The organism is Flavobacterium eburneipallidum, from assembly GCF_027111355.2.
GTDB classification, from domain to species: domain Bacteria; phylum Bacteroidota; class Bacteroidia; order Flavobacteriales; family Flavobacteriaceae; genus Flavobacterium; species Flavobacterium eburneipallidum.
Genome location: NZ_CP114291.2, coordinates 879,945 through 895,589 on the forward strand (window position 1 = coordinate 879,945; position 15,645 = coordinate 895,589).

Annotated in this window: 9 protein-coding genes; 8 read left to right on the plus strand and 1 reads right to left on the minus strand. The window is 37.2% G+C overall.

Annotation, left to right across the window (positions count from 1 at the left end; genetic code table 11):
- Window positions 1-62 precede the first annotated feature (62 nt).
- The gene (locus tag OZP15_RS03745) at window positions 63-536 is read left to right on the plus strand and encodes an RDD family protein (RefSeq protein ID WP_269227132.1); all 474 of its coding nucleotides are present in this window, start codon (window positions 63-65) and stop codon (window positions 534-536) included.
- A gap of 21 nt (window positions 537-557) precedes the next feature.
- Here OZP15_RS03745 and OZP15_RS03750 read toward each other — a convergent pair whose 3' ends face one another.
- Window positions 558-1,478: an AraC family transcriptional regulator gene (locus OZP15_RS03750; protein ID WP_269227133.1), complete on the minus strand. Its 921-nt coding sequence runs from the start codon at window positions 1,476-1,478 to the stop codon at window positions 558-560.
- Window positions 1,479-1,780: 302 nt separating this feature from the next.
- Between OZP15_RS03750 and OZP15_RS03755 the strand changes: the two genes are divergently transcribed.
- The 7 genes from OZP15_RS03755 to OZP15_RS03785 all read left to right on the plus strand — a co-directional run bounded on the left by OZP15_RS03755 (window position 1,781) and on the right by OZP15_RS03785 (window position 15,583).
- The gene (locus OZP15_RS03755; RefSeq protein WP_281337044.1) at window positions 1,781-4,231 is read left to right on the plus strand and encodes an L-rhamnose mutarotase; all 2,451 of its coding nucleotides are present in this window, start codon (window positions 1,781-1,783) and stop codon (window positions 4,229-4,231) included.
- A gap of 129 nt (window positions 4,232-4,360) precedes the next feature.
- Window positions 4,361-5,425: a Gfo/Idh/MocA family protein gene (locus tag OZP15_RS03760; protein ID WP_281337045.1), complete on the plus strand. Its 1,065-nt coding sequence runs from the start codon at window positions 4,361-4,363 to the stop codon at window positions 5,423-5,425.
- On the plus strand, window positions 5,422-7,005 hold the full coding sequence (locus OZP15_RS03765; RefSeq protein ID WP_281337046.1) for a sodium:solute symporter: 1,584 nt from the start codon (window positions 5,422-5,424) through the stop codon (window positions 7,003-7,005). The genes OZP15_RS03760 and OZP15_RS03765 overlap by 4 nt, the downstream gene beginning before the upstream one ends.
- 1 nt (window position 7,006) lies before the next feature.
- Window positions 7,007-9,190, plus strand: a complete 2,184-nt coding sequence (locus OZP15_RS03770) for an alpha-L-rhamnosidase-related protein (RefSeq protein WP_269227137.1) — start codon at window positions 7,007-7,009, stop codon at window positions 9,188-9,190.
- A complete protein-coding gene (locus OZP15_RS03775) occupies window positions 9,190-10,848 on the plus strand; it encodes a glycoside hydrolase family protein (RefSeq protein WP_281337047.1) in 1,659 nt (552 codons plus the stop codon). The genes OZP15_RS03770 and OZP15_RS03775 overlap by 1 nt, the downstream gene beginning before the upstream one ends.
- Before the next feature lie 197 nt (window positions 10,849-11,045).
- Window positions 11,046-12,170: a glycoside hydrolase family protein gene (locus OZP15_RS03780; RefSeq protein WP_281337048.1), complete on the plus strand. Its 1,125-nt coding sequence runs from the start codon at window positions 11,046-11,048 to the stop codon at window positions 12,168-12,170.
- 83 nt (window positions 12,171-12,253) lie between these two features.
- Complete coding sequence (locus OZP15_RS03785; RefSeq protein WP_281337049.1) at window positions 12,254-15,583, plus strand: glycoside hydrolase family 2 TIM barrel-domain containing protein; 3,330 nt, start codon at window positions 12,254-12,256, stop codon at window positions 15,581-15,583.
- The last annotated feature ends 62 nt before the right edge of the window (window positions 15,584-15,645 follow it).

Here is a 15,645-nt window from a genome sequence, read left to right on the forward strand (position 1 = left end):
AAAAGAGAATAAAGAGGAACAGCTATCAATTTTGGTAGCTGTTTTTTTATATTTGTATTTCAATGAAGAAAAAAGACATAATTCCGAATTACATTCTAGCGTCAAAAAACACTCGTTTTTTGAACTTTATAATCGATTTGTTTTTTATTTACATACTCTCGTTGATGGTCTATTTCTTGTTGAGTTTTGTAAAGTTTGACAACGTTTATCCATATTTTTCAGATTGGATCGATACGTTCAATCATTCAGAAAATTTTATTTTCCATTCAATAATTTGGTTTTTTTATTACGGACTTACTGAATTTTTTCTATCTCGAACAGTTGCTAAATATTTTACCAAAACAATAGTGGTTTTAAAAGATGGTTCAAAACCAAAACTAAAGAATATTTTAGCTAGAACTGTGTTGAGAATTGTGCCTTATGAGCATTTTACTTTTTTAGGAGGAAGAAGACTTGGTTTACACGATGAAAGTTCTGAAACATTTGTAGTCAAAAAAGAAAAACTTGAAAAATTCATTTTAAATAGAAATACATAAAAAGTTTATTCCTAAGGAATCCTAACTGTTTTTAACTCTATATTTACCCGGTGTCGTCCCAGTTCTTTGTAAAAAAGAAGAAGTAAAATGCTGTATCGACGAAAATCCGCAAGAATAAGCAATATCCGACATGGATTTGTTTTTAGGGTTTTGCATCAATACAATGGCTTTTTCAATTTTAAGATTTATGATGTAACTATTTGGAGGATAACCAGTTAGTCTTTTTACTTCATACGTAAATTTGGTTTTCCCCATCCCAAAACGATGCGCTAAATCGTCGATATTCCATTTTTTGCTAATATCTTCCGAAATGATTTTAGTGAAAGTTTCAATAAAATTGGTTTCTTCCTCGGTTTTGAGACTTCTAGACGAGAGATGGCGATACAAATCGATGAGTAAATTCTCTAAAATATTACCCACCATAATTTCAAAACCTTCTTCTTGATCGGCTAATTCTTTGCGAATTTCAGCAAAATATTTTTCAAAATCTTTGGCTTTTTCTAAAACGGCATTGCTATTATCGGCAATTAATTCGCCCAGACTATGTTGGAATTTTTGAGACAATTTAGTCCATTTTCCTAGATTTAATTTCTTCTTTTGGTCATATTCTACTGGCTTTAAAATAATCCAATTGATGTAACCAATGTCCATTTTTCCATTTGGACTTCCGTTCCAATGCCATGGTGCAGTTACCGATAAATTACCAGGTAGTAATTCAATCTGATTGCCTTCGACAACCCAGTCGTATTTACCACTGGTTACAAAATGAATTTCGATTCCATCATTCAAGTGCGGACGCATATTTTCGTCCATTTGCACTTTCGTAAAACGCATACTTCCAAACTGCTTGATGAAAGGCAAATTAGCCAATGGACCTTGGTTTTTTTCATGCCACCAAACTCCAGAATTTCCAACATTGTTTTTTGAATTGATTTGATCCATATTTGTTTAAAATTTATCTAAGAGGGCGTTAAGTTACAAATATTTATACAATTGTTCGTTGTTTAAAAATAACACGGAATAATTATATAAATAGTACTTTTAGCTTTTAAATAATTATTCCTTGGAATAAATACAATATTCTCGGAAATAGATTACTATAAATAGGATTAATAAAAAAAAGAGAAGAATGTATTGCTGCATGAATGATTCAGAAATATGTTTTTTTGTTCAATTAACGATTAGTTTTTACAATGACTTCAAAGCAACAGCGTAACATATTTTTAATTTTTTTTCTAATAGGAATGCTCTTTTCAGCCAATGCTGCCGAAATTTGGGTCGCACCAAACGGAAAAGATACTAACGAAGGAACAAAAGTAAGTCCTTTAGCAACCGTACACATGGCATTGAGAAAAGCTAGGGAATTCCGTCGATTAAAAGACGCATCGGTAAAAGGAGGAATTCATATTATCATCAAAGACGGAACCTATTATTTTGATGAGCCTTTGTTTGTAAGGCCAGAAGATTCAGGAACAGCTGATAGTCCAACAACTATTGAAGCCGATGTCAATGCAAAACCTATTTTTAGCGGTGGAATCGAAATCAAAAATTGGAAAAAAACCACAACTTCAATAAATGGATTAAAATTAGGAATGGTTTGGGTAGCTGATGCTCCTGAAAAAGCGGGTGAAATCATCAATTACCGACAATTGTGGGTGAATGGAAAAAAAGCCGTCAGAGCCAAAAGCACAGCTGGAAATCAAATGGACAGAATTCTTTCATGGGATGCTGCAACAGAAACTTGCTGGATTCCTTTCAAGGATAAATCGATTAAATTTCAACCCGGAATGGAAATGTTCATCGTACAATGGTGGGCAATTGCCAATCTTCGAATTAAAAATATCGAGGTGAAAAAAGACAGCGCCCGACTTTCATTCGAAAAACCAGAAAGTAGAATTCAAAGTGAACACCCTTGGCCAGCACCTTGGATTTCGAAAAATAACGGAAATTCAGCATTCTTTTTAAACAACGGAATGTCAATGCTGAACGAAGCCGGAGAATGGTATTTGGACAGAAAAAAAGCCAAAATATATTACATTCCAAGAGCAGGAGAAAATATGGCTTCCGCCAAAGTGACTGCTCCGGTTTTAGAAAATTTAGTTGAAGTAAAAGGAACGATTGACTCTCCAGTGCACGATGTAAAGTTTAAAGGAATTTCGTTTCAGTACAGCAATTGGCTTCGTCCTTCTCAGCAAGGTCACGTTCCGTTGCAGGCAGGAATGTATTTATTAGATGCTTACAAATTGAAAACTCCAGGAACGCCAAATCAGGCTTCTTTAGAAAATCAGGCTTGGGTGGGAAGACCAAGAGCAGCTGTTGAAGTGAATTTTGCTAATAACACGATTTTCGAATCTTGTAGTTTTGAGCATTTGTCTTCTACAGGACTGGATTTGCATAAAGGAACAAATAACAACAAAGTACAAGGAAATCTTTTTAAAGATATTGGTGGAAACGGAATTAATTTGGGTGTTTTCTCCGAAGAAGCTTTCGAAGCGCATTTGCCATTACAAGTAAAAGATGATAGAGAAGTTTGTTCGAATGAATTAGTTGCTGATAATATGATTACTGATGTTGCCAATGAAGATTGGGGATGTTTAGGAATTGCAGCTGGTTTTGTGAAGAATTTGACTATTGAACACAACGAAATTTCAGATGTAGCTTACAGCGGAATTTCGATGGGTTGGGGTTGGACACACACTGAAAATGTGATGAAAAACAATAAAATTATTGGAAATAAAATTCATCATTATGCCAAACATTTACACGATGTGGCTGGAATTTACACGCTTTCATCGCAGCCAGACAGCCGAATAGAAGAAAATTACATTGATAAAGTGTACAACAGTCCGTATGCTCACGATCCATTTTTATGGCTGTATTTGTATACCGACGAAGGTTCACAACATTTTACGATTAAAAACAATTGGATTCCAATTAAGAAAATTTTAAAAAATAACAATGGTCCAGCTGGGAATGTTTGGAAAGATAATTATGCTTTTGTTGATCCAAAAATCAAGGAAAATGCAGGTATTCGTGCACCTTTTGCAAATTTGAAAAAAGAAGTAGTTGTTGATGAGGCTTGGGGATTACAAGAAATGCCAAAATCGGTAGCGATAGAATTAATCGGGAAAAATTTTGATATTGAAAAAATCAAATCGACGATAAAAGGTTTCCGAATTGTAGGCGAAGAATTGTACCAATGGGAAAATCATCTGGTGATTTATGGTTTGATGAATCAGCCAGAAAGAACAAAAAGAAAACTGGCTCTAGCTTTTCCTGAATTAGAAATTAAAATCTACGAAAATCCAGTTTATGATTTTCAAAATTTCGAAAGATGCAAGGATTCAAAACCAGCATCCGAATGGGAAAATATTGTATTGACTGCCAATTTAGTAGCTGATGAAAAAATGCAAAAAGAGTATGTGGATTATCACACGACTCAATTTGAAAAATGGCCGGAAATTGCTAAAGGTTTCTGTAATGCCGATTTCCAACAATTGCAGGTTTTCAAAAACGGAAGACAATTAATGTTAGTAATCAGTATTCCAAAAGGAGAAAGTTTGGATAAATTAAATCCAAAAACTACCGAAAACAATCCGCGTGTTGACGATTGGAACGCCTTAATGAAAAAATACCAAACAGGAATCGAGGGAACAAAACCAGGAGAAGTTTGGATGTTTTTGAAGAAGCTTTAGACGAGAAAATTGAGAAAAGAATAAAGAAAATTGAAAAAGTATAATGCCAATACTTAATAGGTCTCAATCCAGTTTTGGCTCCCTCTTTTTTGTAGAGGGCTGGGGTGAGGAAAAAATTAAACAGAATAAATGTTAAAAATAGCCATTTTAGGTTTAGGAGAAGGAAGAAGTACAATGTCGGCCGCTTTGTCGAGCTCAAAATTAGAGTTGGTAAAAGTGTGTGATAGTAACGAAGAGTTGTGTAAGCAAAGAGCTAAAGAATTTGATTTCCATTCTTATGCCACCAATTACGATGAACTTTTAAATGATAGCGCAATCGATATCATTGCGATTTATACACCAGATCATTTGCATGCTGAACATGTAAAAAAAGCCTTGTTGGCTGGAAAACACGTGGTTTGCACCAAGCCTTTCATTGACGATCTTTCGGATGCGAAGGAGTTATTGGAGTTAAGCAAAAGCACAGGAAAGAAAGTATTTATTGGTCAAAGTTCACGTTTTTTTGAACCAGCTAAAAGACAAAGAAAAGATTTTGAAGCAGGAGTAATTGGTGATTTGATTACAATAGAATCGCATTATCATGCGGATCACCGTTGGTTTTTAAAAAAAGAATGGTCGTTGTTACAATCATTCAAATGGTTGTACGGAGGATTGAGTCATCCTGTGGATTTTATTCGTTGGTATTTGCCTAATATCGAAGAAGTAATGGGTTATGGAATGATCAGCAGCAACGGAAAAACAGCAGGCTTGAAAAATGAAGATACAATGCACTTTATTTTCAAAGCGACTGATGGACGAATTGCCAGAGTTAGTGGAGTCTATACTTCGCCAACACAGCCAACCAAAAGAGATAGTGGAATGAGTGTTATTTTAAGAGGGACCGAAGGAGCAAGTCAGGCAGATTATCATGAATTGCGTTATTCTGTTACCGATAAAGAAGGCGAAGAAAAAATCATTCACTGGGGAGATGCAACGCTTAAATATTATTTCCGTTTTGAAGGACAAAGTCATCATGGTGGGGAATACCAAAACTATTTAGACTATTTTGCAGATAGTATTGAGCAAGGTTTTACAGCGTATCCGGATATGAAAGAAGGAATAGGAACCGTAGCTTTATTGCAGGCAATGGACAAAACATTACAAACCGGAATGCCAGTAAAAATGGCGAATATTTTAAAAGAATATAACCTATGAATAATACCATCTACGATAAATTAACTGCTTTAGACTTTATAATAGTTGCTGCTTATTTAGTGATATTATTGGTTATTGGATACATTGTTAGTGTCAAACAAAGCAAGAAGAATGAAACGCTTTTTATGGCGGGAAATTCGTTGAATTGGTATAATATTGGATTCAATATGTGGGGAACTAATGTTGGGCCATCTTCATTATTAGCTTTTGCCAGTATTGGATATACCACTGGAATTGTAGCAGGAAATTTCGAATGGTATGCCTTTGTTTTTTTACTGCTTTTGGCTATCGTTTTTGCACCAAAATACATTGCGAGCAAAGTAAGTACAATGCCCGAATATATGGGAAAACGCTATGGTGATAGTACGCAGACCATTTTAGCATGGTATGCCATGGTGAAAATTTTGGTAAGTTGGTTGTCTTTGGGATTGTTTAGTGGAGGCGTTTTAGTACGTCAGATTTTAGGGATTCCGATGTGGCAAAGTGTGACAGTTTTAGTGATTTTTTCTGGAATTTTTACCTATGCCGGAGGATTGAAAGCCATTGCCAAAGTGAATGTTTTTCAGATGATTTTGTTAATTGTTGTATCGCTTACCTTATCCTATTTAGGTTTACAAAAAGTAGGCGGAATCGAAGCTTTAATTGCAAAAACGCCATCAAATTTTTGGAATTTAGTGCGTCCTGCGGATGATGCTCATTATCCCTGGCCTGCTATTTTATTAGGTTATCCTGTGGCTGCAGTAGCTTTCTTTTGTACCGATCAATCGATGGTACAAAGCGTATTGGGAGCCAAAAATTTAGAGCAAGGACAATTAGGAGTTAATTTTATTGGTTGGTTAAAAGTGATGGCATTGCCATTATTTATTTTACCGGGAATTTTGTGTGCCGTTTTATATCCAGAATTAGGAGAAAATTCCGATTTGGCTTATATGACAATGGTAACCAATTTATTTCCAAGTGGAATGAACGGTTTGGTTATTTGTGTGATGATTGCTGTATTAGTAGCTACAATTGGTTCTTCATTGAATGCGTTGAGTACGGTTTTTACCAATGATATTTATGTGAAGAAAATGAATCCTGCGGCAACTATCAAGGATCAGATTAAAGTAGGTCGTATCACCATTGGAGTAGGGTGTATTGTTTCTATTCTGATTACAGTAGCGATTGACAATATCAAAGGGCAAAATTTATTCAACATCTTTCAGGCAGTTTTAGGCTTTTTAGCACCATCTTTATCTGTTGTGTTTTTGTTGAGTATTTTTTGGAAGCGTACCACAAAGAGAGCTGTAAACTGGACACTTTCATGGGGTTCGGCTTTTAGTTTATTCGTTGGAGTATTGTATTTATGGATTTTTCCAGCCGATGTTTACACAGCCTGGCCACACTTTTTATTGATTTCTTTTTACATTTTTGCCGTTTTAATGTTAACAGCCATTGTCATTTCATTAGTGGATAAAAATCCCGAAACTAATTTCGAAATCGAGTCAGAAGTTCCTAAAACCAGTAAAAAAGTCAAATTGTTGTTTGGTTTATTAGGAGTAACAATTGTCGTTTTATATCTCATTTTTAATTTCAATTAATATGAAACTATTTTCTTCTTTACGCCAAAGTTTTAAAACGATTGTTTGCGTTGTTGCGGTATTCTTTTTGTCAGAAGCGGCTTCGGCTCAAACCTGGATTTGGTATCCGGGAGATTTCGAAGTTTGGTTAAGCAATAAAATGCAGGTAAGACGTACAGAACGCGAAGCAGTATTTCCACCGCTTTGGCAATATTACAGTCCGTATGCCTTGGTCACTTTTCAGACAGAAGTAGATATTCCTGCCCCAGACGATGTAAAAATCTACTCGGAAGGCTCTTTTCAATTACTTTTAGATGGTGTTCAAGTTTACGGGCAACCCAAATCATTAAAAATTCCAGCCGGTAAACACAAAATTTCCTTTAAAGTGTATAATCAGGAAGTGTTACCAGCTATTTATATTGCTGGTAAGTATGTGAAATCAGATGCTTCCTGGAAGGTGACTAATGAAGATAAACTTTGGATTGATGAAAATGGAAAAGCACAGCAATCCGGTACACCATGGGTGCCTGTTGGTTCCTGGAATTTTGATGCGCCAGAAAACAAGCCTTCTGAATTTAAACTAACAACTACACCCTGGAATGCCAAAAAAACAGAAAAAACAGCAGCAGGTCAGTTGGTTGATTTTGGTAAAGAAACCTTTGGTTACATTAAAATTCACGGCTTAAAAGGAAAAGGTAAACTAGCATTGTATTATGGTGAATCTCGTGAAGAAGCGATGGATACGGCCAGATGTGAAACATTAGACCATTTATCTTTTGATGGAAATCAAGCGGAAACGTATACTCATAATGGGTCGAAAGCATTTCGCTATGTTCAGGTAGTAGCAGATGCATCGGTAAAATATGATTCCATTTCGATGCTTTATGAATACTTGCCATTGGAGTATCGTGGTGCATTCAAATCTTCGGATCAAGAATTGAATAAAATTTGGGATGTGTCGGCTTACACGATGCATTTAACATCCCGTGAATTTTTTATAGACGGAATCAAACGCGACCGTTGGGTTTGGTCTGGCGACGCTTACCAAAGTTATTTAATGAATTATTATTTGTTCTTTGATTCGGCTTCCGTAGAACGAACGCTGTTGGCTCTTCGTGGTAAAGAACCTGTGACAGCTCATGTAAATATCATAATGGATTATTCGCTGTATTGGTTTGTGGGTGTTTACGATTACTATTTGCACACGGGCGATACGAAATTTATCAAAACTTTTTATCCGCGAATGAAATCATTGATGGAATTCTGTTTAGAAAGAAGAAACAAAAACGGATTTCTGGAACCATTAGAAGGCGATTGGGTTTTTATTGATTGGGCAAACGGATTACCAAAAACGGGTGAGGTTAGTTTTGAGCAAATGCTTTTAGCGAGAAGTTTAGAAGCAATGGCAGTAAGTGCTGAAATTGCAGGTGAAAAGGATGACCAAAAAGAGTATAAAAAATTAGCGGATGATTTAAAAATAAAATTATTTGATGTGTTTTGGGATAAAAAAGAAAACGTGATGAAGCACCAGCGTATAGACGGTAAAATGCAGGATATTGTTACCAGATACGCTAATATGTTCGGTATTTTTTTCAATTATTTTAATGAAGAACAAAAACAAAGTATAAAAAAGAAGGTGTTGCTCAATGATGATATTCTTCAAATCACAACACCCTACATGCGTTTTTACGAGTTGGAAGCGTTGTGTGCCATGGGCGAACAAGATTATGTGTTGAAAGAAATGAAAGACTATTGGGGCGGAATGTTAAAAGAAGGCGCAACTTCTTTCTGGGAAGAATACAACCCAAACAAAAAAGGAACAGAACATTTAGCGATGTACGGACGTCCTTATGGAAAAAGTCTTTGCCACGCCTGGGGTTCCAGCCCAATTTATTTGTTGGGAAAATATTATTTGGGTGTAAAACCAACTGCTCCGGGTTATGCTGAATATGAAATCAAACCCAATTTAGGCGGACAGCAATGGATGGAAGGAAAAGTGCCAACGCCAAACGGAGAAGTTGCCGTATATTGTAGTACCAAAGAAATCAAAGTAAAAGCATCTGAAGGCGAAGGAAAATTGGTTTTCGAAAGTTCAAGCAAACCGAAAGTAAGTTCAGGAACGATTACAGAATTGGCAAAAAACAAATACCAATTGATCGTAAAACCGAATGTGGAGTATAAAGTAAGTTATAAAGCAGTTAAATAATGATTCAAAAAAGTAAATATATTCATTGGTTATTCTTGGTTTTTTTGAGCTTTCAATTTTCAGTAAAAGCTCAAAATCCAGCTTGGCAACCCGCTTCTTTTGAAGTGGTAAAATCCAATTACAAAGCATTCAAAACAACCCAATACGCACACGTTTTTTCAGGTAGCAAACACAATATTATAGGATTGGCAACCGAATTGCAAGGGTTGACAGGAGTAGAACTTCCTTTGGATGCTTACAAAAAAGGAACGAATGCTCCATTACAATTAAAATTCAAGGAGCCGGTCCAGGTGCTGATAGGAATTTTTCAAGAAAAAAATAATTCAGATTACCGCCAATTAAACAATGCCAAATTAGTTCTGGAAAACGGTGTTACCATCACAGGTTTGCCACCCGTAAATGTATATGCGATTTCTTATCCAAAAGGAACTCAAATTATAAATCCCGAAGGCAAAGGCTTGTTCGCCGTTTTAGGTGTAATCAAAAACAATCAACCAATAGTTTCCCGTAATGCCCAATTATTGGATGGAAAACTTTGGAATATGCCTTACATAATCGAAGGATTCTCCGATGAAAAACCACTTTTCGAAATTATTGGTGGCGAAAATAAGCCAGTAATCGATGAAGGATTTCCTGGAACCGAAGGAATTCAAGGCGGTTTTGAAGGAGGTCGCGTGGTGAAAGTTGGCGATGCCTATCATATGTTTCCAACGGAAAGAGCTGGTGAAGTTGGTATAGAAATGTATTACGATCGTGTAAAAACTAAAATCGGACATTGGACAAGTAAGGACGCCGTTCATTGGAAAAGAGAATCCACTATTTTGCAAGCCAGGGGAACTTATGCCATCACCGAAGATGATAATCCGATGAACGATCGTCGTGCGGCGATTTGGTCGTATATGCCGGTTTTTAACGAAAAAGCAAATAAATGGTACGGCTATTATTTGGCTTATACCGTTCACAAAGAAATTCAACCGAATCATTCTTTTGGAAGAATTTGGCGTTGTGAATCAACGGTCGATGGAATCAACGGAATCGGTGGTCCGTACAAAGATATGGGAATCATTATGGAACCGGGTTTGGATTCACAGCCTTGGGAAGGACGTCAGGGAGTGGCTTCCTTTTTTCCGTATAAAGTCGGCGACAACTATTTCGGATTTTACAGCGGAGCCTATCCGTTTGAATCTTGGGCAGATTATCCGACGAAATCAGGAAAAGGCTGGTTTGTGGCTTTGGCAGAATCGAATAGTTTGGAAGGTCCGTGGAAACGATTAAACAAAGGTTTAGAACCGATAAAAACGATCCATCCACAGTTTGTTGAAAATCCAATTGTGAGTCAGTTGCCAAACGGTTTGTACATCGCCATTTTTGACGGAGGCCCTGAAGGATGGGGACATCATTTGCCCAATATGATTGGATACACACTTTCAAAAGACGGAATCAATTGGGGAGAAGCACGCTATTTGCCAATAGAAACCAAAGTGGATAAATGGTGGGATATTATGCGAACACCGCTTTGTTTAATTCCCGAAGGAAATGACGTTTATACAATCGTGTACAACGCCATCGATCTAAAAAGAAGATTTCACCCAACAGGAATGGTAAAAGTAAAACTGAACAAAGACGTGATGGAATCGAGATTGAAGGAGTTGAAGTAAATATAGAACGAGGATTTAAGCGATTTTAATCTTTGTCAAAGTTTTGAACTTTGACAAAGTTGTTAAGAAGAAAAAAATCCGTGGAAATTAGTTTAATCTGCTCCTCAAAGTCGGAGACTTTGAGGATGTGTTTTTCAGTCTTTGACTGACCTTAAAGAAGAAAATAATAAAATTGAAGGAAATATATGAAAAATACAATGAAATATCTTTTTTTTGGAATAGCAACTTTGCTAATAGCGAGTTGTGCAACCAAATACAAAAAAAGAGAAATCAACGAAACCGTGATGCAGGAGATTTACAACGAAATCAAAACGCCTTACAAATACGGTTTGGTGATGGTGCCAACGGACAACTCCTATAAAATGGACTGCCCAAGCGTTTTTAGGAAAGACGGAAAATGGTTTATGACCTATTTGATTTACGACGGAAGAGGCTACGAAACCTGGCTGGCCGAAAGCGATGATTTATTGCATTGGAAACATTTAGGAAAAGTAATGTCCTTTTCAGAAAATGAAAAACATTGGGATGTGAACCAAAAAGCGGGATATATTTCGTTGCAAGACCCAACTTGGGGCGGAAGTTACGAATGGGAAAAATACGATGACAAATACTGGATGAGTTATTTTGGCGGAGACAGTAAAGGCTACGAAGCCGGAATATTGTCAATAGGAATGGCTTACACCAAGGAAGCACCGACAAAACCACACGAATTTCAGAGATTGGAAAATCCAGTTTTAACACCAAAAGACAAAGACGTAAGCTGGTGGGACAACAGCACAATGTACAAAAACAGCGTCATCCGTGACAAAGATAAATTGACGGGGCATAATTTTGTTATGTATTACAATGCCCGAGGCGACAGTTTGAAACCGCAAAAAGGTGCAGAACGAATTGGAATGGCAGTTTCAAACGATATGAAAACCTGGAAACGGTTCGGAAAAAATCCAGTTTTGAATAACCATAGAGGAATCACGGGCGATGCATACATTCAAAGAGTCAACGATACTTGGGTGATGTTTTATTTTGGTGCTTTTTGGACAGGTTGGGATCAAGGTGCTTTCAACCGTTTTGCAGTGTCGAACGATTTGATTCATTGGAACGACTGGAAAGGCGAGAATTTGATACAGTCGTCAGAACCGTATGATAATATGTTTGCCCATAAATCATTTGTAGTGAAACACAATGGTATTGTTTATCATTTCTATTGTGCCGTTAACAAAGCAGAGCAAAGAGGAATTGCCGTGGCAACTTCCAAGGATTTAGGTAAAAGTGAAATGAATTTTGTGGCTCCACCAGAGAAAAAAGAAACTAAAAAGAATTAATATAAAGATACAGTTTGTCATTCCGTAGGAATCTCACAATGCAGAGATTCCTACTGAATGACAAAACACTAAAAAATAATATAATGTTCAAATCAATTCAAATAAATCACTTTTTCAGGTTTCGATTTTCGATACCTAAATCGGTATTTACATTTTACATTTTACTTCTAACATCTTACACAACACAGGCCCAATCCGTAACCGGCGAACCAGCGGGAGTTCCGGAATTGCACAAAAAATACGAATTTGCTCCTTGGGAAGACCCAACGGTAACAAGTATCAACAGACAGCCATCCAGAGCAACGGCTTATTCGTACAGCAATATTGAAGATGCGCTAAAAGGGGATAGAACCAAGAGCCGAATCCAAATGCTGAACGGCAACTGGAATTTCAAATATGCGGTGAATCTAAAACAAGCTTCAAAAGATTTTTATAAAAACACCGTATCGGGTTGGGACAAAATAGAAGTTCCTTCCAACTGGGAAATGAAAGGGTACGACAACCCTATTTACAAAAGTGCCGTTTATCCATTTAGACCCATAAATCCGCCTTATATTCCTAAAGACTACAACGGAATCGGTTCGTACCAACACAGTTTTACCGTTCCGGCCAATTGGAAGGATATGACCGTGACTTTGCATTTTGGCGGCGTAAGTTCAGGCTTTCAGGTTTGGTTAAATGGAGAGTTTTTGGGTTATGGAGAAGACAGTTGTTTGCCTTCGGAATTTGATATTACTCCTTATTTGAAAGAAGGAGAAAACGTGGTTTCGGTTCAGGTAATCCGATGGGCAGACGGTTCGTATCTCGAAGATCAGGATCACTGGCGAATGAGCGGAATCCAGCGTGAAGTTTTTATTATGGCAGAGCCAAAACTACGCATTCAGGATTTCTTTGTCCAAACCAAATTGGATAAAGAATACAAAGACGCGATTTTCAAACTGCGTCCAAAAGTGGAGAATCTGACTGGTGAAAAAATCAAGGATTACACGATGAATGTCCAGTTGTACGATGCCAATAATAAGGCGATGTTCAAAGAGCCGCTTCAAAGACCGGTGATTGATTTAATCAACGAAAGTTACCCTCGTCTGGACAATGTTCGCTTCGGATTCTTTCAGGAAAATATCAAAAATCCAAAAAAATGGAGTTCCGAAGAGCCCAATTTATATACAATGGTCGTTTCGATAAAAGATAAAAACGGCAACATCACCGAAGCCAAAAGCTGTAAAGTTGGTTTCCGTTCGATTGAATTTTCGAAAGAAAATGGCAAGATGTTAATCAACGGAAAAGAGACCTATGTGTATGGCGTGAATCGTCACGACCATCATCCAACCCGTGGAAAAGCGGTAACCAGAGAAGATATCAAACAAGATATTACGACAATCAAGAAATATAATTTCAACTTTATTCGTACCAGCCATTATCCAAACGATCCGTATTTTTATGAATTGTGCGACCAATATGGAATTATGGTAATGGACGAAGCCAATCAGGAAACCCACGGAATTGGCGGAAAATTGAGCAACGATCCAAAATGGACTAATGCTTATTTGGAGCGTATGACCCGAATGGTCGAAAGAGACAAAAACCACCCATCGGTGGTGATGTGGAGTTTGGGTAACGAAGGCGGAAAAGGACCCAATCATTCCGCAATGTCGGGTTGGGTTCACGATTTTGACATTACGCGTCCCGTGCATTACGAACCGGCGCAAGGAAATGCAAAATTGGATGGTTATATCGATCCGCTGGATAAGGGATATCCAAAAACAATCGATCACGCCTACCGATTCGAAAACCCGCAGGATGATTCGTATGTCGATATGGTCAGCCGATTTTACCCAGGCGTTTTCACTCCGAAATTTTTGGTGGACCAAAAGAAGGACACCCGACCAATTATTTTTGTGGAATACTCGCACGCAATGGGAAATTCCGTTGGAAATTTAAAAGAATTATGGGATGAATTCCGTTCGCTTCCAAGAGTCATTGGAGGCTGCATCTGGGAATTTAAAGATCAGGGATTGGTGAAATTCGATTCCAGATCGGGTCAAAATTATTTTGCCCACGGAGGCGATTTTGGCGAGAAATACCACGACGGGAATTTCAATACCAAGGGAATTGTAGATTCCAACGGAAAACCAAAAGGTTCTCTTTTTGAAAACAAATGGGTCTACCAGCCAGCAACATCGACTTTAAAAGATGGTAATCAATTAGAAATAAAAAATCGAAGTGCTGTAAAATCTTTAGCAGATTATATTCCGGTTCTTCAACTATTGGAAAACGGAAATATTATTAAAACACAAATTCTAAAACCTTTCAATTTAGAGGCAGGACAATCGACAACTTTAAATGTAAGTCAGTATCTGCCAAAGATGAAAGCAGATGCAGAATACATTTTGAATATTGAATTCCAGCTTTCGAAAGACGAACTTTGGGCTTCTAAAGGTTACGCTGTAGCGGAAGATCAGTTTCTGCTGAAAAAGAAAGAAGTTGTTTTAGAATCCAAAAAAGGAAATCTAAATGTTTCCGAATCCGACGCTGATTTTAACATCAAAGGAAAAGATTTCGACATAAAAATCAATAAATTAAACGGAGCCTTGAGTTCCTATGTTTTCAACGGAGAAGAACAGGTTTTTGCGCCTTTATTGCCTAATTTTGTTAGACCGCTTACGGATAATGACAAGCGTGGATGGAAATCGCAAAAATTGCTGAAACAATGGTACAACGCCAAGCCAAAATTGACGAATGTCAAAATCGACAAATCAGCTTCTGAAATTAAAATTACGAGCGATTATGAAATTATAAAAGACAGTGCCAATGTGAGCGTGGCATACAACATCAAACCGGACGGAACGATAAAGGTAGATTACAGTTTGAAGGCTTCGAACAAACTGCCAAAAATTCCGAAAATTGGAATGCAGATGGGAGTTCAAAGAAAATTTGACCAAATTTCGTGGTACGGAAAAGGGGAATTGGAAAATTACAGTGACAGAAGTTTTGGTTCGTTTGTTGGTAAATATTCATTGCCAATTAATGATTTTATCGAACATTACCCAAAACCGCAGGAAAACGGAAACAGAACTGAAGTAAGATGGATGGCATTGACCACTCCACAAAAAAACAAAGGATTTTTGGTTGTGAACGACACCAAAGTTTTGAGTATGAGTGCGTGGCCTTACACGCAGGAAAATTTAAGCGGTGCTTCACACACTTACGACTTGAAAGATCCGGGGTTTTTGACGGTAAACATCGACTTAATCCAGATGGGAGTGGGAGGAAACGACAGCTGGACATTGGTGGCACAACCAATAGAACAGTATCAAATCAAGTCGGGAGATTATCAGTATAGTTTTTATTTGACGCCTTTCAGCGGTTCAAAAAATGAATTGGAAAGCAGTTTGAAGCAGTTTAAATATTAGATTTTAAAAGTATAGTTTGTCATTCCGTAGGAATTTTTACAACTGGAGCAACTAACGTGAGA

Bases quoted from the DNA above. Each gene is read 5' to 3' on its own strand.
- OZP15_RS03745 (WP_269227132.1), top strand. From the start codon at position 63: ATGAAGAAAAAAGACATAATTCCGAATTACATTCTAGCGTCAAAAAAC.
- OZP15_RS03750 (WP_269227133.1), bottom strand. From the start codon at position 1,478: ATGGATCAAATCAATTCAAAAAACAATGTTGGAAATTCTGGAGTTTGG.
- OZP15_RS03755 (WP_281337044.1), top strand. From the start codon at position 1,781: ATGCTCTTTTCAGCCAATGCTGCCGAAATTTGGGTCGCACCAAACGGA.
- OZP15_RS03760 (WP_281337045.1), top strand. From the start codon at position 4,361: ATGTTAAAAATAGCCATTTTAGGTTTAGGAGAAGGAAGAAGTACAATG.
- OZP15_RS03765 (WP_281337046.1), top strand. From the start codon at position 5,422: ATGAATAATACCATCTACGATAAATTAACTGCTTTAGACTTTATAATA.
- OZP15_RS03770 (WP_269227137.1), top strand. From the start codon at position 7,007: ATGAAACTATTTTCTTCTTTACGCCAAAGTTTTAAAACGATTGTTTGC.
- OZP15_RS03775 (WP_281337047.1), top strand. From the start codon at position 9,190: ATGATTCAAAAAAGTAAATATATTCATTGGTTATTCTTGGTTTTTTTG.
- OZP15_RS03780 (WP_281337048.1), top strand. From the start codon at position 11,046: ATGAAATATCTTTTTTTTGGAATAGCAACTTTGCTAATAGCGAGTTGT.
- OZP15_RS03785 (WP_281337049.1), top strand. From the start codon at position 12,254: ATGTTCAAATCAATTCAAATAAATCACTTTTTCAGGTTTCGATTTTCG.